Below are 19760 nucleotides of genomic sequence, written 5' to 3' on the forward strand. Positions count from 1 at the left end.
CTTCCTTTTATTCATAGTTGTTTACGAATATTTATCTATTTTTATCTCGAACATGACTGTACTATACAGGGTTTCGTCTTCATGTTCAAGATATACAGGCAAAATACTTCTTTTGTTTACTTTCCCCTTTAGACTAAAAGGCATGCATTGAATACGATTTTTTCAAGATTCATCAGGTATACGCTATATGGAGAGAAGGAATATATAGATTTTTCAATGAAAGGTTTATGTGTTCATAAAATATAAAAAAGAATTGAGAACGGCTTAATAGAAAGTTAAGAAATGAAAAGAAAAGAGGCCGCCGCTTTAATAAAGCGAAACGGTCTCTTGAGGTTCGAAAATAATGTATCATCCTGATATAAATTGATATATGGCCCATAACTGACCACCAGTCGCCTCAGCTTTACTCGTGTATTCTAGCTTCAACTCCTAGCCCCTCGAGTCATAAGGAATAGTCACTACGGGAGAAAAGCACTCCCTACGTGCCTCTTCTCTTATGCTTGTCGGGTCTGGGCAGTCGTTTCAGCCTTATTCTGTAGATACAGATGGGTCGGCTTGGGTTTTAACTGGGACGATTTGGAGGAAGTGCTGGCTTGGGTTGCCTAGCAATTGGGCCAGTTCTTCCGCTTCAGCCTGTTGACCATTTTCTCTAAGAATAGTTGTATAGCGTGTAAGTAGTTCAGTTACATCATTTATACCTGTTTCATTTAATTTTTCAACAGAGACGAGGGCTCCTTTTGCAATTCTGCGTTGGAGCGCATCTTTTGTAAGGCCTCGTTCAGGCAAATGACGTTGATAAATGACACCGCCTGTCATTCCTGCGCAAATCCATGGACCTGGGTCTCCAAGAACAAGTCCTCGGCCGTTTGTCATATATTCGAAGGCAAAGCCCTTAATATTTGAATAAACGCCAATGTTTCCATGTTCTTGTACAGGAATATCCCGTTTTAAAGAACCTCCGACAATCATGTCAGCACCAGACAGACGGATACCTGCGCGCGCATCAGCGTCACCCTGAGCAATTAATAGACCTTTTTGTGCACCATATCCAAAGCCTTTTCCGACGGAACCATTATAGAATTTGTCATCCTTGCCGATTCCTTTAAGAATTGCAATTGTTCCTCCAAATGAGGTTTTGCCGGTGCCATCCTGAGAACCGCCATCAACTGTTATCGTAATGCCTTCTGTATTGTATGCACCAAGTCCATTTCCAGGTATGGAACCTTTATAGGTTAGATTAACAGGATCCATTTTGACATAGGAACCATCTAATCTGCCTCTTACCCGGTGGCAGGAAACACGGCTTCCAAGTACGCGCTGAATAGAATTGATATTTTTAAATTGTCTGGATTGAAGCAGATCATTTACACTTGCATCCAGATATTCTGCACCGACTGCGGCCATTTGGACGATTAATTCGTCCTTTGTAGCAGCAGCTTCGAGATGTGTGATTTGGCCAAGCTCAATCGTTTTAAGTAAGTATTTTAAATCCAGCATTTCTTTTCCTTTTGTTTGTACTAATAAATCGGAACGCCCGACAGCTTCCTGGAGATTTGTGATTCCAAGTTCAGCCGCAAGTGTTTTTAATTCATTGCCAAAAGCACTGAATAGGTTGATGATTCCCTGGACGGCTAAATCAAATTGTCTAGGAACAAATCTCCTTAGCCCATGTTCCTTTGCTTCCACTTCAGAATCAATTTGAGTAGCAATCCCTACATGGCATGTATCCAGGTGGCAGCCTCGACATGTTGTACAGCCAATAGCAATCATAGAGAGGGTTCCAAAACCTACACGGTTTGCTCCAAGTAGCATAACCTTCAGTACATCCTTTGCACTTTTGAGGCCACCGTCAGCCCAAAGCTCAACATCCTGTCTTAGACCGGCTTCAAGCAAGGCATTATGAGCAGCTTTAACACCAATCTCCACTGGTAATCCAACGTTTTGAAGGGCATGGATACGAGCGGCTCCGGTACCGCCGTCAAATCCACTTAGCGTGATAATATCAGCACCAGCTTTTGCTATCCCGACAGAAATTGTCCCAATATTTGGAACAACAGGTACTTTAACAGCCACCCTTGCCTGATCATTGGCTGTCTTTAACTCATGGATCATTTGAGCTAAATCTTCAATAGAATAAATATCATGGTTGTTTGAAGGTGATATTAAATCGGATCCAATCGTTGCATTACGTGCTTCGGCAATTTTTGATGTTACTTTGGATCCAGGAAGATGACCGCCTTCACCCGGTTTAGCGCCCTGTCCGATTTTGATTTCAAGTAAATTAGAGGAATTCAGCAATTCCGCATTTACACCAAAACGACCGGAGGCAATTTGCTGACCGCGAGTTCGCGGGTATTTACCAAGCATATCTTTAATTTCTCCGCCTTCACCATTCATGCTAATCATATTAAGGCGATCGGCACCTTCTGCATATGCGCGAAAGGCTGTTTCATTTTGTGAGCCGAACGACATTGATGCAATTACAAATGGTAGACTGTGATCGCCAACACCAATATTCACTGTTTCTGGATCAACTTTTTGTTCGGTTTTCTTGAAATCTGTTAAATGGCGAATAGTTGTGGGATTTTGTTCTTCCTGTTCAGAGATTTTTTCTCCAAAGGCCTGATAATCTCCAGTTGAAGCCACCTCACCAATTGCTTTCCAGATTCGCGGGAACAGATGAAAGGTCTTGCCGACACGTTCTTTTTCATTGGCATAATCAATTGCACGCTGTTTCGCATCTTCCTTCAATTTATCAAAATTATAGATTAATTGATTGGATCCAAAGAAGTTCACGATTTGAAGGATGTCTGCTATTTCTTCCTGTAGTCCAATCGAAGAGAATAGTCGTCCATATCCGCGAAGTTCATGAATTCCAAGTGTTGAAATGACCTTTTCTAATCCTTTAGATAAAGAGTTATATAAATTAATTACTGGTTTCGACTGCTCATCTGATACGGTACGGAACATATAATATGGATTAATCAAATTAGCTCCTAATCCGTAAATCACCACAATGTCATGCAAGTTACGAATGGCAGCAGAGCGAACTAAAATGGAACAGTCTCTTCGTTTTTCTGCTTTTACTAATGCTCTATCGACTGCTGCGACTACAAGGGCAGGATCCAACCATAATTGCTCAGCCTGATGGGATAGTTCATCATCTAGGCAAAGTAATCCACAGCCGTCAGTAACAAAGGTAAGAGCCTCTTTACTGATACGATCTAGAGCTTCCTTAATCGTTTCACCCTCCGTGAATGTCATGGATATCGTTTTCAATTCTTCTGTATCCATAAATAATTGGTGAATTTGTTCATAAGAAGGTTGTTTTGCAAACTGTGCACAAGTGTGTCCAGCTTTTCCTTCAGCTAATAGAGGCGTTAATAGCTCAATCACTGTGTTTACAGATTTTTCATCTGTAAACAGAGAAGGGCGTTTACCGATAATGGTTCGGGTCGAAAAATGTTCCATTTCTCGGTCGCGATCTATCGCAGGGTTTGTAACAACTGCAACACTTTCTTTAATAAAGTCTGCAATATTCTTACGCTCAGGATTGAGTGCTGCCAGTGGAGCATCGTGACCAAGTGAACGGATTGGTTCTGCACCTTTTTCAGCCATTTGTTCAATTAGTTGAATATGGTCACGTTCCCATCCGAAAGCTTTATATTGTCCGTTTTGGATTTTGTCCTCTTCCTGTGCAAAAGTATGCTCTTTTACATCAGGAGGATTTAAGCGATTACGAGATTCTGTAAAGTTAAGTCTCTTGTTAAATCTTTTGAATACTTCTTCCTGATAAGTGATATATTCATATAGTTCTATTGAATCGCCATTCCACTTTAATCCGACCTTTTCTCCTGGACCAATTGGTTTAGGATTGGCTACATATTCTGTTGGTGAAATAACACCTGGTTCAGAGCCAAACAAATAAGAGGTTGAAGTTTCCATCATCCATAAAGGACGTAGACCAAGTGCATCTACAGAGAAAGCAGCTTCATTGCCGTGGCGGGAAATGATTCCTGCCGGACCTTGAGCGAAATGGCCCCAGCTTTCACGCAAATACGTATATAGATCCTGAAGATGATCGGGATATTCCTTCATTTCATTAATGATTGGAGGGAAGACAATATCAAGTGCTTCAAATAGAGAATACCCCTCACGGTAGATGAATGTTTCCAATGTACGACTTAAATCCTGTGAGTCACTGCCGCCGTTTACTAATGGAACACCAACCATTTGCGCTTCATCGCGTAATTTGGCGATTGTATTGATTTCACCATTATGTCCAAGGACGCTAAATGGTTGTACGCGAAAAAAGCTGGATAGTGTATTAGTGCAATAGCGGTTATGTCCAAGTGTCATCGTTGATGCGACGAGTGGACTTGCAAGGTCTGGATAGTACTTAGGTAGAATATCGCCGGCTCCCATCACTTTGTAGATGGCATGATATTGGCTAAGCGAAGATACGTGGATGTGGTCATTTTTCTCAATTGTAATTGTGAGATCAAATAACAGAGATGAAAGGTCAGTTTGTTTTAAATCTTCTTTTGCTATAAAAGCAACTTGAAGAAATACAGGGTTTTCCTGTAATGCTATTGGTCCCAATGCATCGGTGGAATAAGCTTCATCAGATACATAAATTTCTTTTAAGTCTTTTTCGTTTGCCAGTTTGATTATTTCCTCAATAGTTTGTTGTTTCTCAGCCTCACGTTTAATAAAAAAGTGGCCCACTACAAAATGGTTATGATCCGCAAGGTCTGTATCAGCACCAGAGTTCTTTAGCTTCTCCTTCCATAATTGACGGGGGATATCTATGTGAATGCCGACACCATCGCCTTCGCCGTTAATAAAACCGGCCCGATGGTTCATGGTAACCAGGGCATCAATACACGCAAAAATATTATCACGGGTATGTATTTTTTTCTTTTCAATACATGCAATAATTCCGCAAGCATCATGTTCTGATTCGTGGTAATTCATAAACGTACTAGGATTCCATCTTTTGTTCATACGTTGGGCAACTATAAGCTTGCGCCTATTCGATGCCGGTTCACCTCCTGCTTTAAACTTGTGGTTTTTTAGATTACTTTGGAAAACGAACGAGGAAGGAAATACAGTTTTGAGGGTAATAAATAATCAATACTAGTATGATTTATATTATCATTAGAATTTTCAGAAATCAATTAAATATACATTTTAGTTTTTTTGGAAAATAAACATTATCTGGTTATTAAAATCAAAATATCTTAATGTAAACGCTTTCAACAACGTTAAAACATCAATTCTACCGTGATTAGTAGAATTGATGATATGCATAAATATTCAAAAATTTGTATTTATAATAATTTGAATGCTTGATTTACAGCTTTAATAGTAGTTTCTATGTCTTCTTCTGTATGGGCTGTCGTTAAGAACCAGGCTTCATATTTTGATGGAGCCAAGTTAATCCCTTGTTCCAGCATAAGCTTAAAGAATCGGCCGAACACTTCGCCATTCGTAGCTTCAGCTTGAGCATAGTTACTGATATCTTCCTTAGCATCAGTAAAATAAACCGTTAATGCACCTTTTAATCGATTTACTTTAATAGAAACATGATGGTCTTCCGCTGCCTGAAGGATACCTTGTTCCAGCATCGCCCCAAGTTGATCTAGTCGTTCATATACTCCTTCTTCCTTCAATACTTCAAGGCAAGCAATACCAGCTAGCATGGAAGCGGGATTTCCGGCCATCGTCCCTGCTTGATAGGCTGGGCCGAGGGGTGCGACTGTTTCCATAACCTCTTTTTTGCCACCGTAAGCACCAATCGGTAAGCCGCCGCCGATGATTTTTCCGAGCGCCGTCATATCAGGCTCAACACCAAGAAGGTTTTGTGCACCACCGTACATAAAACGGAAGGCTGTAATTACCTCATCATAGATAACAAGTGCCCCTGCTGCATGAGTAATGTCATTAATTGCTTCAAGAAAACCAGGGTTTGGTTCAACAATCCCGAAATTACCGACAATCGGTTCAACTAAAACGGCCGCGATTTCATTTCCCCATTTATTGATTGCTTCCTTATAGGCATCTATATCATTGAACGGCACTGTAATGACTTCCTGAGCAATGCTTTTTGGTACACCGGCGGAATCGGGAGTTCCAAGTGTGGAAGGGCCTGATCCGGCAGCGACTAAAACAAGATCGGAATGTCCGTGATAACAGCCAGCGAACTTAATAATTTTATCCCGTCCTGTATACGCTCGTGCTACACGAATCGTGGTCATAACCGATTCAGTTCCGGAATTTGTAAACCGTACTTTGTCCATGGATGGGATGGCTTCCTTAAGCATCTTGGCAAATTTAACTTCAAAAGGAGTAGGTGTTCCATAAAGAACGCCGTTTTCAGCTGCCTTTGTAATTGCTTTGGTAATATGCGGATGGGCATGCCCGGTAATTATAGGTCCGTAAGCGGCAAGATAATCAATATATCGATTGCCGTCAACATCCCAAAAATACGCGCCTTTTGCTCTTTCCATTGCAACTGGAGAACCCCCTCCAACGGCTTTGTATGATCTAGATGGTGAATTGACACCGCCGACGATGTGCTGCATAGCTTCAGCATGCAAACTTTCAGATTGAGCGTGGTTCATTTTATTTCTCCTCCTTCGTATGTAACTGCTTCATTTTAGCACTGGAATTCTTTGTTTGTACAACATGGTCACCTAAGCAATGGATTCGTGTACAAGCAATCATAGGTATGCCTGTAAGAGCGTATATATTACAAATGCGGTTGTAATAAAAAGGGGTGTTACCTTTGTTTTATATTATCCTTGCTGCGGTTGTTATCACGTTACTAATGAGTTTGAGAGGATTATTGATGCCAACAGACCCAACCCGGGCTGAACGGATATCACTCGATTATCTTTATTGGATCATTACGGTGTACTTCACTTTTTTAATAGGTTTCGGAATCCTATACGTATTGGTTGAAATGAAATTTGGAACGGTTATTCATTTGAATGGTTTACCTATTGAGGGAGGTTTGTTTCAAAAGCTTGCCTCTTCCTTCTATTTCAGTACTATGACTCTTCTCTCGGTAGGGTATGGAGATATGGTACCTGTAGGATTTGGCAGATGGATTGCATCAATGGAAGCTTTAATTGGATATGCGTTACCGGCAGCTTTTGTCGTAAGGACTGCCATAGACTTTGAACATGCAAAAACAACCCGAAATTAGGTATAGTAATAATAGAACGAGCTGTTCTTAATTATTTTTATCTAACAGGGGAGTGAGCTTTATGAGTAGTATAGTTGGTGAGAAGGCGCAGGATTTTAAGCTTCAGGCAAGTAATGGAAAAGAGGTTACATTAGCTGATTTTAAGGGGAAAAATGTAGTTCTCTATTTTTATCCAAAGGATATGACACCGGGATGCACGACTGAAGCATGTGACTTCAAGGAAAATTACACATCATTTGCAGAATTGGATACAATTATTGTTGGCGTTAGTCCAGATCCGGTTGAAAAGCATGAAAAATTTAAAACGAAATATGATCTTCCTTTTATCTTGTTGTCAGACCCAGAACATACATTGTCAAAAGCGTATGGAGTATGGGTATTAAAAAACAATTTTGGAAATGAATATATGGGTACGGAACGTTCTACATTCGTTATCAACAAAGAGGGTATAGTGGTAAAAGAGTGGCGTAAGGTGAGAGTGAAAGGGCATGTGGAAGATGCCTTAGCATTTATTAAAAATGAATTATCATAATTTAGATTGTGAGCAGGCATGAAATAATGCCTGCTTTCTTTATAAATAAAAAGCTCTCCGGAGGAAAAATATGTATATTGATAGTAGGTGTTTAATAAAGAGAACAGGGGAGATGACGTATGAAAGATCCACGAATTAAAAAAATGGCAAGACAACTGCTAACCCATTCTGTACGGTTAGAGAAGGGGCAAAAAGTGTTGATTGAAGGTCACTACATAACGAAACCTTTGTTGGTAGAACTTGTCAATCAAACGTATGAGCTAGGAGCATACCCATTTGTACAAATGCTCGATGATGAGATTCAAAAATATATGGCAAAAGGGTATAGTCGGGAACAGTTGGAAATCATGGCTAATTGGGATTTGAAAAAATTTGAAGACATGGATGCTGTCATTATTGTGATCGGAGAAGAGAATGATGCGGAATTTGCTGAGATTCCGTCAGAGAAATTTCAGCTGAGCGGAGAAGTAATGAAGCCAGTCGTTGATTACTATATTAATAATTGCCGTTGGGTATTATTGAACTATCCGACTAAATCACTTGCTCAAAAAGCAGGGATGAGCACAAGTCAATTTGAAGATTTTCTGCTTGATGTTTGTACAATTGATTATGCCAAAGTGCAGAAGGCAATGGAGCCATTGAAATCTCTAATGGAGCAAACAGATCAGGTCAGAATCACGTCACCGGGAACAGATCTTTCTTTTTCTATAAAGGGAATTCCGGCAGTGATGTGTTTCGGAGAAAGAAATTTACCTGATGGAGAAGTATATACAGCCCCCGTTAAAAATAGTGTAAACGGAACGATTACCTTTAATACGCCTTGTCCTTATCAAGGGACTACCTTCAGAGATGTCAGTTTAACGTTTAAAGATGGAAAAATAATTGATGCAAGAGCAGATCAAGCGGATAAAATCAATAAAATATTTGATATAGATGAAGGTGCCCGTTATATTGGAGAATTTGCCTTAGGCGTAAACCCGTTAATAACAAATCCAATGGGAGATATTTTATTCGATGAGAAAATCTGTGGAAGCCTGCATTTCACACCGGGATTAGCCTATAAAGCAGCCGACAATGGAAATATATCTTCTATTCACTGGGACATGGTGCTTATCCAGCGAACTGAATTTGGCGGAGGAGAAATCTATTTTGATGGTCAATTGATTCGAAAGGATGGATTATTTGTACTACCGGAGTTAAAAGGATTAAATCCTGAATCACTTTTATAGTGATTGTTTTTAAAATCTATGGCAAAAGACCAAGCATAACAAGCTATTTTGAATAAGATAGAATCAGGGAATACCTCCTCATACAACTATTAGAAGGACAGCCGGAACTGGCTGTCCGTTTTTTTATTTAGTTTCTGATTTTATGTGAGCTAGCTTAAAACGCTCGAGACATAAGTGGAGTTGCTGCGGATGCCAACAGGATGTAGGTCACAAAGGCGTTGTCACAGGACGTGGCGAATTTAGTCTTCGTTCATTGAACTAAACCGTTTCAGCTTTTTATGTAATCCGGCTTCGACTCCTAGCTCCTCGAGACATAAGTGTAGGCATTACGAGAGGAAAGAACGCCTCCCTTCTTGCCTCCTCTTATGCTTTTCGAAGCTGAACAGTCGTCTCAGCACTTTATACTGGTAAAAGATGTTATTATGTTAGTGATGTGTGGATGAAGGGGGTATTTGGATGAAGGTTGTTTCTGCAATTTATCCTCCGGGGGAAATTAGGAAACGTTTGATTGAGTCATACAAAGAGCATGAGTTTCATTTTTGTAAAGGTATCAAAAATGCAGGTTCTGTTATTAAGGATATGGATGTGCTCATAACATATGGAGAAGATGTGGATGAGGAAACAATCGACCAGGCGTTACGCTTGAAATGGATTAGTGTAATGTCAGCTGGGATTGAAAAATTGCCTTTCGAAAAAATTAGAGAAAGAAATATCCTGGTAACAAATGCGAGAGGGATTCATGCGATACCTATGGCAGAGTACGCCATGGGGATGATGCTTTCATATATAAAGCAATTCCCGATCATGGCAGAGAATAAAGATAAACGTATATGGGACAAGAGGCTACCTTTCGGTGAGCTGAATGGGAAAAATCTTCTTATATTAGGTACTGGCGCAATTGGAGAAGAGATAGCTAGATTAGGAAAAGCCTTTCGGATGAAAACGATTGGGATGAATCGCAGCGGGGTTTCCGCCAGTTCATATTTTGATGATATTATTACGATGTCTCAAATTGAGGATGCTCTCCCGAATGCAGATTTTATTATATCTGTACTACCTAGTACATCAGAAACTAAGGACCTCTTGAAATACAAACATTTTGAAATGATGAAAAATATAGCTATGTTTATCAATATTGGTCGTGGAGATTTAATTAAAGAAGACACGATACATGAGGTGTTAGAAAATCAAGTTATAGGTCATATGGTGCTTGATGTTTTTCCGAATGAACCGTTAAATGAAGATAATAAGCTATGGTTATATCCTAATTTGACTATCACACCGCATATTTCTAGCGTTTCAAAAAATTACTTGCCACGCGCATTTGATATATTTGAGCAGAATTTTCAGCGGTTTGTTAATCATAAGGATGATAACTATGTGAATAAAATTGATGTAGGAAAGGGGTATTAGAATGAAAATTTATACAAAAACCGGAGATAAGGGTCAAACCTCTCTTGTTTATGGTACGCGTGTATCCAAAACTGACCAACGTGTAGAGGCGTATGGAACATGTGATGAAGGGAATTCTATGATTGGACTTGGGATAAGCTATTTAAATGATGTAGAGTTCTCAGGGAAAGATAAGTTATTAGAGGAGTTCCATAAAATACAAACTGATTTATTTCACGTTGGTGCAGAACTAGCTACTCCATACGGCAAAAAAGTTGGCTGGGTTATAAAAGAAGAGTCGATTGATGAATTGGAAGCCTATATTGATGAACTTAATGAGGAATTACCTCCATTCAAGAATTTTATACTTCCAGGTGGACACCCAGCTGGAGCAGCTTTTCATGTGGCGAGAACAGTGATACGTAGAGCTGAACGAAATTCAGTTGCTCTCGGAGAAGAGGTAAATCCTTTAGTTATAAAATATTTGAATAGGTTATCCGATTTCTTGTTTATTGTTGCCAGATATGTAAACTATAAATTAGGAAAAATGGAACCAACTTTACATAATTCTTGAGACAAGAGTTTCCAACACCCTGGATATAATATATCTGAATGAGGTGCTGGAAATATTGACAACTCAACCAATCATCAAGTAAACTTATTGTAACAATTACAAAGTGAGAATAATATAAAAAAGGAGTGCATGACGGTGTCTCAACCACAACTTAAAGAAGCGTTAGATACTTTGAAACAAACTGGTGTCCGCATGACTCCGCAACGTCATGCCATACTCGAGTATATAATAACTGCCCATGCGCATCCAACAGCTGATGATATATATAAGGCGTTGGAAGGCAAGTTTCCTAATATGAGCGTAGCGACAGTATATAATAATTTACGTGTGTTTAAAGAGGTTGGCTTAGTAAAAGAGTTGACGTACGGAGACTCATCCAGTCGATTTGATTTTGTGTCATCAGATCACTATCATATAATTTGTGAAAAGTGCGGAAAAATAGTTGATTTTCATTATCCAGGTCTTGATGAAGTGGAACATCTTGCATCGCATGTTGCGGGATTTAAAGTAACACATCACCGAATGGAGATTTATGGTGATTGTCCGGAATGTTCTGCTAAAGAAGTTCATTAAACCAGATAGGGAAGTTAAATAAAAAGAAAAAGCTGGACGTTTGCCAGCTTTTTCTTTTTATTTATTTTTTAACTTTTTCTTATTGTAATCCTCGTTAAATTCTTTACCTTCCAAGTCTTTATCAAGTGTTAATGGTTCTTTACAGTACATACACATATCCACTCTGCCTAATATTTTTGTATATTTATTACAATTTGGACAAACAACTTGAACAGCTTTTGTGGAGAGCATACCTATCCAGAAATAGACGGCCATACTTGCAAAAATAGCTAATAGCCCGAGTACCATAAAAATAGTCATAACCAGTGGTGAGTTTCTAAAGAAAATACCTCCGTACATTATGATAAAGCCTATAAAAATTAAGCTGAGTGCAAATGTTCGTATTTTATTTATCTTACTTGAATACTTTGCCACCGTTTTTCCCCCTTTTATCTTCTATAATATACCATAATATCCAAAGAATTTAATAACAATAGATATTAAAATAGTGGCAGGAGTCTGTCGAATATTGTTGAATAGATAAGGAGAGCGAATTAAATTGTGGAGGAATGGAACATGGAGGATATCCTAAGACCCGTTTATCAAGAAAGAGCCAGCAACCCGGATACAAAAGGAGTTTTATTAATTGAGAAGAACTCTCCTGAGAGTTCAATTACAGATACATTTGATTACATTTTATTAATCATTACAGATAGTAAGGATAAGCAACCGGTCTTTATTAAACATTATGCTTACGAAAATAAAAAATCAGCACTCCACATCGTAACAGATGAAAAGTTAAACGAGTGGAGGTTATTAGGATCCAATAAAAAAATTATTGATTGGATATACCATGGGAAAATTGTTTTTGACCGTAATGATTATCTTGCCTCATTAAAAAGAGAATTAAATGAATTCCCTTTCTATGGAAGGAAAGTAAAAAAAGGTATAGAGTTTGCGCGTTTAATTAGAAGTTATATGGAAGGTAAAGAATTGTTTGATCAAGGGAACTCTCTAGATGCGTATAATCAAATAATCCATGCACTCCACCACCTTGCAAGATTAGAGATCATTGAAAAAGGGTTTCACCCAGAAGTAACTGTATGGAATCAGGTGAAGCAAATTGGTCCTGATATTTATAAATTATATGAAGAGCTGGTTTTTAGCGAAGAAAGTCTTAATCAAAGACTAGAACTTCTTTTCCTTGTTAGTGACTTTTTTATTCATACAAGAACAGAATCCGGGTCTGGGCATATATTAGAAATTATAGGTGAAAGAGGAGAAGAGTACTGGTCATTTGATGAGCTGTATGGACATCAAGAGTTATGCTATTACGGAGAGGACTTAAGGATATTAATTGAGTACTTGATTGATCGTGGCTATATTGATGTTGTACTAGAAAACACTAAGGGAGCAAAGCTTTTTCATAGGTTTTATAAAATTCATAAAGAAATTTAAAAAATTATATTGACCAAATGATTTTAGGGTGGTATATTAATAAACGTCGCCGCTGAGGTAAACAAAACGAAGCGAGACGGCAAAGAAAAAATGAAAAAAGTTGTTGACTTACGATTCTAACGATGATAAGATAAGAAAGTCGCTCTTTTACAAACGAGCTTGAAATGTTAGTAAATTACATTAAAAGAAATGCTTGACAACAAAAAGTTATCTTGATATAATGTAAAAGTCGCTAACACGACAGATTGTTCTTTGAAAACTAAACAAAACGAAACGCCAAGCAAGTCTAAAAAAGAGATTTTTAAAATCTCGTCAATTTGCTTTAAAATTTAGCTAGATCAAACATCTTTCGGAGAGTTTGATCCTGGCTCAGGACGAACGCTGGCGGCGTGCCTAATACATGCAAGTCGAGCGAATCTGAGGGAGCTTGCTCCCGAAGATTAGCGGCGGACGGGTGAGTAACACGTGGGCAACCTGCCCCTAAGATTGGGATAACTCCGGGAAACCGGTGCTAATACCGAATAGTTTCTAACACCTCATGGTGTTAGAAGGAAAGTTGGCTTCGGCTAACACTTAGGGATGGGCCCGCGGCGCATTAGCTAGTTGGTGAGGTAACGGCTCACCAAGGCAACGATGCGTAGCCGACCTGAGAGGGTGATCGGCCACACTGGGACTGAGACACGGCCCAGACTCCTACGGGAGGCAGCAGTAGGGAATCTTCCGCAATGGACGAAAGTCTGACGGAGCAACGCCGCGTGAGCGAAGAAGGCCTTCGGGTCGTAAAGCTCTGTTGTCAGGGAAGAACAAGTACCGTTCGAATAGGGCGGTACCTTGACGGTACCTGACCAGAAAGCCACGGCTAACTACGTGCCAGCAGCCGCGGTAATACGTAGGTGGCAAGCGTTGTCCGGAATTATTGGGCGTAAAGCGCGCGCAGGCGGTCCTTTAAGTCTGATGTGAAAGCCCACGGCTCAACCGTGGAGGGTCATTGGAAACTGGGGGACTTGAGTGCAGAAGAGAAGAGTGGAATTCCACGTGTAGCGGTGAAATGCGTAGAGATGTGGAGGAACACCAGTGGCGAAGGCGACTCTTTGGTCTGTAACTGACGCTGAGGCGCGAAAGCGTGGGGAGCAAACAGGATTAGATACCCTGGTAGTCCACGCCGTAAACGATGAGTGCTAAGTGTTAGGGGGTTTCCGCCCCTTAGTGCTGCAGCTAACGCATTAAGCACTCCGCCTGGGGAGTACGACCGCAAGGTTGAAACTCAAAGGAATTGACGGGGGCCCGCACAAGCGGTGGAGCATGTGGTTTAATTCGAAGCAACGCGAAGAACCTTACCAGGTCTTGACATCCTCTGATAACTCTGGAGACAGAGCGTTCCCCTTCGGGGGACAGAGTGACAGGTGGTGCATGGTTGTCGTCAGCTCGTGTCGTGAGATGTTGGGTTAAGTCCCGCAACGAGCGCAACCCTTGATCTTAGTTGCCAGCATTCAGTTGGGCACTCTAAGGTGACTGCCGGTGACAAACCGGAGGAAGGTGGGGATGACGTCAAATCATCATGCCCCTTATGACCTGGGCTACACACGTGCTACAATGGGTGGTACAAAGGGCTGCAAAACCGCGAGGTCGAGCAAATCCCATAAAACCACTCTCAGTTCGGATTGCAGGCTGCAACTCGCCTGCATGAAGCTGGAATCGCTAGTAATCGCGGATCAGCATGCCGCGGTGAATACGTTCCCGGGCCTTGTACACACCGCCCGTCACACCACGAGAGTTTGTAACACCCGAAGTCGGTGGGGTAACCCTTACGGGAGCCAGCCGCCGAAGGTGGGACAGATGATTGGGGTGAAGTCGTAACAAGGTAGCCGTATCGGAAGGTGCGGCTGGATCACCTCCTTTCTAAGGAAAATAGACTTATTGGCCAGTAGTTTTGTTTAGTTTTGAAGGAGCAATCCTTCGCAATAATCGTTCTTTGAAAACTGGATAATGTAATGTAAGGCAAAGTAAATGCGTTTTAATAAAAACCGAGTAAGAGTTTTTTAACGGTTAAGTTAATAAGGGCGCACGGTGGATGCCTTGGCACTAGGAGCCGATGAAGGACGGGACTAACACCGATATGCTTCGGGGAGCTGTAAGTAAGCTTTGATCCGGAGATTTCCGAATGGGGAAACCCACTGCCCGTAATGGGGCAGTATCTTACACTGAATTCATAGGTGTATGAAGGCACACCCGGGGAACTGAAACATCTAAGTACCCGGAGGAAGAGAAAGCAAATGCGATTTCCTGAGTAGCGGCGAGCGAAACGGAATCAGCCCAAACCAGATGGCTTGCCATCTGGGGTTGTAGGACACTCATTGTGGAGTTACAAAGGAACGGGGTAGATGAAGCGACCTGGAAAGGTCCGTCAGAGAAGGTAACAACCCTGTAGTCGAAACTTCGTTCCCTCCCGAGTGGATCCTGAGTACGGCGGGACACGAGGAATCCCGTCGGAATCCGGGAGGACCATCTCCCAAGGCTAAATACTCCCTAGTGACCGATAGTGAACCAGTACCGTGAGGGAAAGGTGAAAAGCACCCCGGAAGGGGAGTGAAAGAGATCCTGAAACCGTGTGCCTACAAGTAGTCAGAGCCCTTTTATGGGTGATGGCGTGCCTTTTGTAGAATGAACCGGCGAGTTACGATCCCATGCAAGGTTAAGTTGATGAGACGGAGCCGCAGCGAAAGCGAGTCTGAATAGGGCGTTTGCAGTATGTGGTCGTAGACCCGAAACCAGGTGATCTACCCATGTCCAGGATGAAGTCCAGGTAACACTGGATGGAGGTCCGAACCCACGCACGTTGAAAAGTGCGGGGATGAGGTGTGGGTAGCGGAGAAATTCCAATCGAACCTGGAGATAGCTGGTTCTCTCCGAAATAGCTTTAGGGCTAGCCTCGAGTTTAGAGTCTTGGAGGTAGAGCACTGTTTGGACTAGGGGCCCTCATCGGGTTACCGAATTCAGACAAACTCCGAATGCCAAAGACTTATACTCGGGAGTCAGACTGCGAGTGATAAGATCCGTAGTCAAAAGGGAAACAGCCCAGACCACCAGCTAAGGTCCCAAAGTATACGTTAAGTGGAAAAGGATGTGGAGTTGCCCAGACAACCAGATGTTGGCTTAGAGCAGCCACATTTAAAGAGTGCGTAATAGCTCACTGGTCGAGTGACTCTGCGCCGAAAATGTACCGGGGCTAAACGTATCACCGAAGCTGTGGATGCATACCGTATGGTATGCGTGGTAGGAGAGCGTTCTAAGGGCTGTGAAGCATGACCGGAAGGACATGTGGAGCGCTTAGAAGTGAGAATGCCGGTATGAGTAGCGAAAGAAGGGTGAGAATCCCTTCCACCGAATGCCTAAGGTTTCCTGAGGAAGGCTCGTCCGCTCAGGGTTAGTCGGGACCTAAGCCGAGGCCGAAAGGCGTAGGCGATGGACAACAGGTTGATATTCCTGTACCACCTCTCTTCCATTTGAGTGATGGGGGGACGCAGTAGGATAGGGTAAGCGCGCTGTTGGATATGCGCGTCCAAGCAGTTAGGCCGATGAGCAGGCAAATCCGCTCATCACATAAGGCTGAGCTGTGATGGCGAGGGAACTAGAGTACCGAAGTTCCTGATTCCACACTGCCAAGAAAAGCCTCTAGCGAGGAAGAAGGTGCCCGTACCGCAAACCGACACAGGTAGGCGAGGAGAGAATCCTAAGGTGATCGAGAGAACTCTCGTTAAGGAACTCGGCAAAATGACCCCGTAACTTCGGGAGAAGGGGTGCTCATTAGAGGTTTATAGCCTCGAAGAGCCGCAGTGAAAAGGCCCAGGCGACTGTTTAGCAAAAACACAGGTCTCTGCGAAGCCGCAAGGCGAAGTATAGGGGCTGACGCCTGCCCGGTGCTGGAAGGTTAAGAGGAGCGCTTAGCGCAAGCGAAGGTGCGAATTGAAGCCCCAGTAAACGGCGGCCGTAACTATAACGGTCCTAAGGTAGCGAAATTCCTTGTCGGGTAAGTTCCGACCCGCACGAAAGGCGTAACGATCTGGGCACTGTCTCAACGAGAGACTCGGTGAAATTATAGTACCTGTGAAGATGCAGGTTACCCGCGACAGGACGGAAAGACCCCGTGGAGCTTTACTGCAGCCTGATATTGAATTTTGGTACAGCTTGTACAGGATAGGTAGGAGCCTTTGAAGCCGGAGCGCCAGCTTCGGTGGAGGCATCGGTGGGATACTACCCTGGCTGTATTGACATTCTAACCCGCACCCCTGATCGGGGTGGGAGACAGTGTCAGGTGGGCAGTTTGACTGGGGCGGTCGCCTCCTAAAGAGTAACGGAGGCGCCCAAAGGTTCCCTCAGAATGGTTGGAAATCATTCGCAGAGTGTAAAGGCACAAGGGAGCTTGACTGCGAGACCTACAAGTCGAGCAGGGACGAAAGTCGGGCTTAGTGATCCGGTGGTTCCGCATGGAAGGGCCATCGCTCAACGGATAAAAGCTACCCCGGGGATAACAGGCTTATCTCCCCCAAGAGTCCACATCGACGGGGAGGTTTGGCACCTCGATGTCGGCTCATCGCATCCTGGGGCTGTAGTCGGTCCCAAGGGTTGGGCTGTTCGCCCATTAAAGCGGTACGCGAGCTGGGTTCAGAACGTCGTGAGACAGTTCGGTCCCTATCCGTCGTGGGCGCAGGAAATTTGAGAGGAGCTGTCCTTAGTACGAGAGGACCGGGATGGACGCACCGCTGGTGTACCAGTTGTTCTGCCAAGAGCATAGCTGGGTAGCTACGTGCGGACGGGATAAGTGCTGAAAGCATCTAAGCATGAAGCCCCCCTCGAGATGAGATTTCCCATAGCGCAAGCTAGTAAGAACCCTGAAAGATGATCAGGTTGATAGGTCCGAGGTGGAAGTGTGGTGACACATGGAGCTGACGGATACTAATCGTTCGAGGACTTAACCAAATGAATCAAGCATACTTGCCAAACTTACATTATCCAGTTTTGAGAGAACGAAAAAAAGATAAAATTTCTTTAAAATTTCTCTTGAAAAATGTCAGAAATACGATATAATAATAAATGTCGCTGACAAAATCGTCTGGTGACGATGGCGAAGAGGCCACACCCGTTCCCATTCCGAACACGGAAGTTAAGCTCTTCAGCGCCGATGGTAGTTGGGACGCGAGTCCCTGTGAGAGTAGGACGTCGCCAGGCATTATAATTATTCCGCAGTAGCTCAGTGGTAGAGCATTCGGCTGTTAACCGAACGGTCGTAGGTTCGAATCCTACCTGCGGAGCCATAAATGGAGAGCTGTCCGAGAGGTCGAAGGAGCACGATTGGAAATCGTGTAGACGGTCAACGCTGTCTCAAGGGTTCGAATCCCTTGCTCTCCGCCATAATAACTCACAATAATTGGCCCCTTGGTCAAGCGGTTAAGACACCGCCCTTTCACGGCGGTAACACGGGTTCGAATCCCGTAGGGGTCACCATTTAATGTGGAGGATTAGCTCAGCTGGGAGAGCATCTGCCTTACAAGCAGAGGGTCGGCGGTTCGATCCCGTCATCCTCCACCATAAAAACTAGTATCACACTCACATTGGCGCGGGGTGGAGCAGTCTGGTAGCTCGTCGGGCTCATAACCCGAAGGTCGCAGGTTCAAATCCTGTCCCCGCAATAAATGGTCCGGTAGTTCAGTTGGTTAGAATGCCTGCCTGTCACGCAGGAGGTCGCGGGTTCGAGTCCCGTCCGGACCGCCATTTACATAATGAAGTTGGCTCAGTAGCTCAGTCGGTAGAGCAAAGGACTGAAAATCCTTGTGTCGGCGGTTCGATTCCGTCCTGAGCCACCATTATTAATTAAAATTTAACAGATAATGATTTTTCCTAAATATTATGCCGGTGTAGCTCAATTGGTAGAGCAACTGACTTGTAATCAGTAGGTTGGGGGTTCAAGTCCTCTTGCCGGCACTCTTAATATCGGAGGGGTAGCGAAGTGGCTAAACGCGGCGGACTGTAAATCCGCTCCTTCGGGTTCGGCAGTTCGAATCTGCCCCCCTCCACCATTCATTATAGGGGCATAGTTTAAAGGTAGAACAGAGGTCTCCAAAACCTCCAGTGTGGGTTCAATTCCTACTGCCCCTGCCAATAAATATGGCGATTGTGGCGAAGTGGTTAACGCATCGGATTGTGGTTCCGACATTCGTGGGTTCGATTCCCATCAGTCGCCCCATTTTTAGATTAAACTCGAATAATAGCTTATACTAACTAATAAATTTAATTGTTGGGCTATAGCCAAGTGGTAAGGCAACGGACTTTGACTCCGTCATTCGTAGGTTCGAATCCTGCTAGCCCAGCCAACTTAATGCGGAAGTAGTTCAGTGGTAGAACATCACCTTGCCAAGGTGAGGGTCGCGGGTTCGAGCCCCGTCTTCCGCTCCAACAAATTTGGCGGCATAGCCAAGTGGTAAGGCAGAGGTCTGCAAAACCTTTATCACCGGTTCAAATCCGGTTGCCGCCTCCAAAATCTTGCCGGTGTGGCGGAATTGGCAGACGCGCACGACTCAAAATCGTGTTCCGTGAGGAGTGTCGGTTCGACCCCGACCACCGGTATCATCAGATTAATTCTTGCCAAGATTAATCATTAAAAAGACTCCCAAATGTTGAATTAAAACATTTGGGAGTCTTTTTTTGTATAAGAGTAGCAAATCGAAATAGATACCGGAATCTTTATACATTCCCTTCAAATCCCTCCATCTATTACCATTGGACTATCTGAGATAATCTGTTAATATAGATTTA

10 protein-coding genes, 15 tRNA genes and 3 rRNA genes are annotated in these 19760 nt (G+C 42.9%); 25 read left to right on the forward strand and 3 right to left on the reverse strand.

What is annotated here, in order from left to right; genetic code table 11:
- Positions 1–528 precede the first annotated feature (528 nt).
- Both F7984_RS03090 and F7984_RS03095 read right to left on the reverse strand, forming a co-directional pair.
- Positions 529–5007, reverse strand: a complete 4479-nt coding sequence (locus F7984_RS03090) for a glutamate synthase-related protein (RefSeq protein WP_140462199.1) — start codon at positions 5005–5007, stop codon at positions 529–531.
- Positions 5008–5333: 326 nt separating this feature from the next.
- Positions 5334–6626, reverse strand: coding sequence for a glutamate-1-semialdehyde 2,1-aminomutase (locus F7984_RS03095; protein ID WP_140462200.1), 1293 nt, complete (start codon positions 6624–6626; stop codon positions 5334–5336).
- Between the two features lie 164 nt (positions 6627–6790).
- On the opposite strand from F7984_RS03095, the gene F7984_RS03100 reads away from it, so the two are divergent.
- From F7984_RS03100 to perR, 6 genes are all read left to right on the forward strand, one after another.
- Positions 6791–7213: a potassium channel family protein gene (locus tag F7984_RS03100; protein WP_140462201.1), complete on the forward strand. Its 423-nt coding sequence runs from the start codon at positions 6791–6793 to the stop codon at positions 7211–7213.
- A 61-nt stretch (positions 7214–7274) separates the two neighbouring features.
- Positions 7275–7745, forward strand: a complete 471-nt coding sequence (gene bcp, locus F7984_RS03105; RefSeq protein WP_140462202.1) for a thioredoxin-dependent thiol peroxidase — start codon at positions 7275–7277, stop codon at positions 7743–7745.
- A gap of 119 nt (positions 7746–7864) precedes the next feature.
- Positions 7865–8974 carry an aminopeptidase gene (locus F7984_RS03110; RefSeq protein ID WP_140462203.1) on the forward strand — a complete coding sequence of 370 codons (1110 nt, stop codon included), beginning with the start codon at positions 7865–7867 and terminating at the stop codon, positions 8972–8974.
- A gap of 456 nt (positions 8975–9430) precedes the next feature.
- Positions 9431–10387 (forward strand): D-2-hydroxyacid dehydrogenase, encoded by a 957-nt coding sequence (locus tag F7984_RS03115; RefSeq protein ID WP_066107885.1) that lies wholly within the window; start codon positions 9431–9433, stop codon positions 10385–10387.
- Between the two features lies 1 nt (position 10388).
- Positions 10389–10940, forward strand: a complete 552-nt coding sequence (locus F7984_RS03120) for a cob(I)yrinic acid a,c-diamide adenosyltransferase (RefSeq protein ID WP_066107883.1) — start codon at positions 10389–10391, stop codon at positions 10938–10940.
- 129 nt (positions 10941–11069) lie between these two features.
- Positions 11070–11513 (forward strand): peroxide-responsive transcriptional repressor PerR, encoded by a 444-nt coding sequence (gene perR / locus F7984_RS03125; RefSeq protein WP_066107879.1) that lies wholly within the window; start codon positions 11070–11072, stop codon positions 11511–11513.
- A gap of 57 nt (positions 11514–11570) precedes the next feature.
- Here the strand turns inward: perR and F7984_RS03130 are convergent, their stop codons facing one another.
- A complete protein-coding gene (locus F7984_RS03130) occupies positions 11571–11927 on the reverse strand; it encodes a YgzB family protein (protein ID WP_066107876.1) in 357 nt (118 codons plus the stop codon).
- A 141-nt stretch (positions 11928–12068) separates the two neighbouring features.
- Here F7984_RS03130 and F7984_RS03135 point away from each other — a divergent pair, with 141 nt between their 5' ends.
- The 19 genes from F7984_RS03135 to F7984_RS03225 all read left to right on the forward strand — a co-directional run bounded on the left by F7984_RS03135 (position 12069) and on the right by F7984_RS03225 (position 19571).
- Positions 12069–12950 carry a nucleotidyltransferase-like protein gene (locus tag F7984_RS03135; protein ID WP_066107873.1) on the forward strand — a complete coding sequence of 294 codons (882 nt, stop codon included), beginning with the start codon at positions 12069–12071 and terminating at the stop codon, positions 12948–12950.
- Positions 12951–13296: 346 nt separating this feature from the next.
- Positions 13297–14849 (forward strand): 16S ribosomal RNA (locus F7984_RS03140).
- 145 nt (positions 14850–14994) lie between these two features.
- A 23S ribosomal RNA gene (locus F7984_RS03145) occupies positions 14995–17927 on the forward strand.
- A 132-nt stretch (positions 17928–18059) separates the two neighbouring features.
- Positions 18060–18176 (forward strand): 5S ribosomal RNA (gene rrf, locus F7984_RS03150).
- Together the 16S, 23S and 5S rRNA genes with 15 tRNA genes alongside form the textbook arrangement of a ribosomal RNA operon.
- A gap of 11 nt (positions 18177–18187) precedes the next feature.
- Positions 18188–18262, forward strand: a tRNA-Asn gene (locus F7984_RS03155).
- 5 nt (positions 18263–18267) lie between these two features.
- Positions 18268–18359 (forward strand) — tRNA-Ser (locus tag F7984_RS03160).
- 18 nt (positions 18360–18377) lie between these two features.
- Positions 18378–18452, forward strand: a tRNA-Glu gene (locus F7984_RS03165).
- 8 nt (positions 18453–18460) lie between these two features.
- A tRNA-Val gene (locus F7984_RS03170) sits at positions 18461–18536 on the forward strand.
- 27 nt (positions 18537–18563) lie between these two features.
- Positions 18564–18637: transfer RNA gene (locus tag F7984_RS03175), tRNA-Met, on the forward strand.
- Positions 18638–18642: 5 nt separating this feature from the next.
- Positions 18643–18719 (forward strand) — tRNA-Asp (locus F7984_RS03180).
- 16 nt (positions 18720–18735) lie between these two features.
- Positions 18736–18811: transfer RNA gene (locus F7984_RS03185), tRNA-Phe, on the forward strand.
- Positions 18812–18856: 45 nt separating this feature from the next.
- Positions 18857–18929: transfer RNA gene (locus F7984_RS03190), tRNA-Thr, on the forward strand.
- An 11-nt stretch (positions 18930–18940) separates the two neighbouring features.
- Positions 18941–19024, forward strand: a tRNA-Tyr gene (locus tag F7984_RS03195).
- A gap of 8 nt (positions 19025–19032) precedes the next feature.
- Positions 19033–19106, forward strand: a tRNA-Trp gene (locus F7984_RS03200).
- A gap of 9 nt (positions 19107–19115) precedes the next feature.
- A tRNA-His gene (locus F7984_RS03205) sits at positions 19116–19191 on the forward strand.
- Between the two features lie 52 nt (positions 19192–19243).
- Positions 19244–19318 (forward strand) — tRNA-Gln (locus tag F7984_RS03210).
- Positions 19319–19325: 7 nt separating this feature from the next.
- Positions 19326–19400, forward strand: a tRNA-Gly gene (locus F7984_RS03215).
- Between the two features lie 8 nt (positions 19401–19408).
- Positions 19409–19482: transfer RNA gene (locus F7984_RS03220), tRNA-Cys, on the forward strand.
- A gap of 7 nt (positions 19483–19489) precedes the next feature.
- Positions 19490–19571 (forward strand) — tRNA-Leu (locus F7984_RS03225).
- Positions 19572–19760 lie beyond the last annotated feature (189 nt).

The organism is Pradoshia sp. D12 (genome assembly GCF_008935075.1).
Classification (GTDB): domain Bacteria; phylum Bacillota; class Bacilli; order Bacillales; family Pradoshiaceae; genus Pradoshia.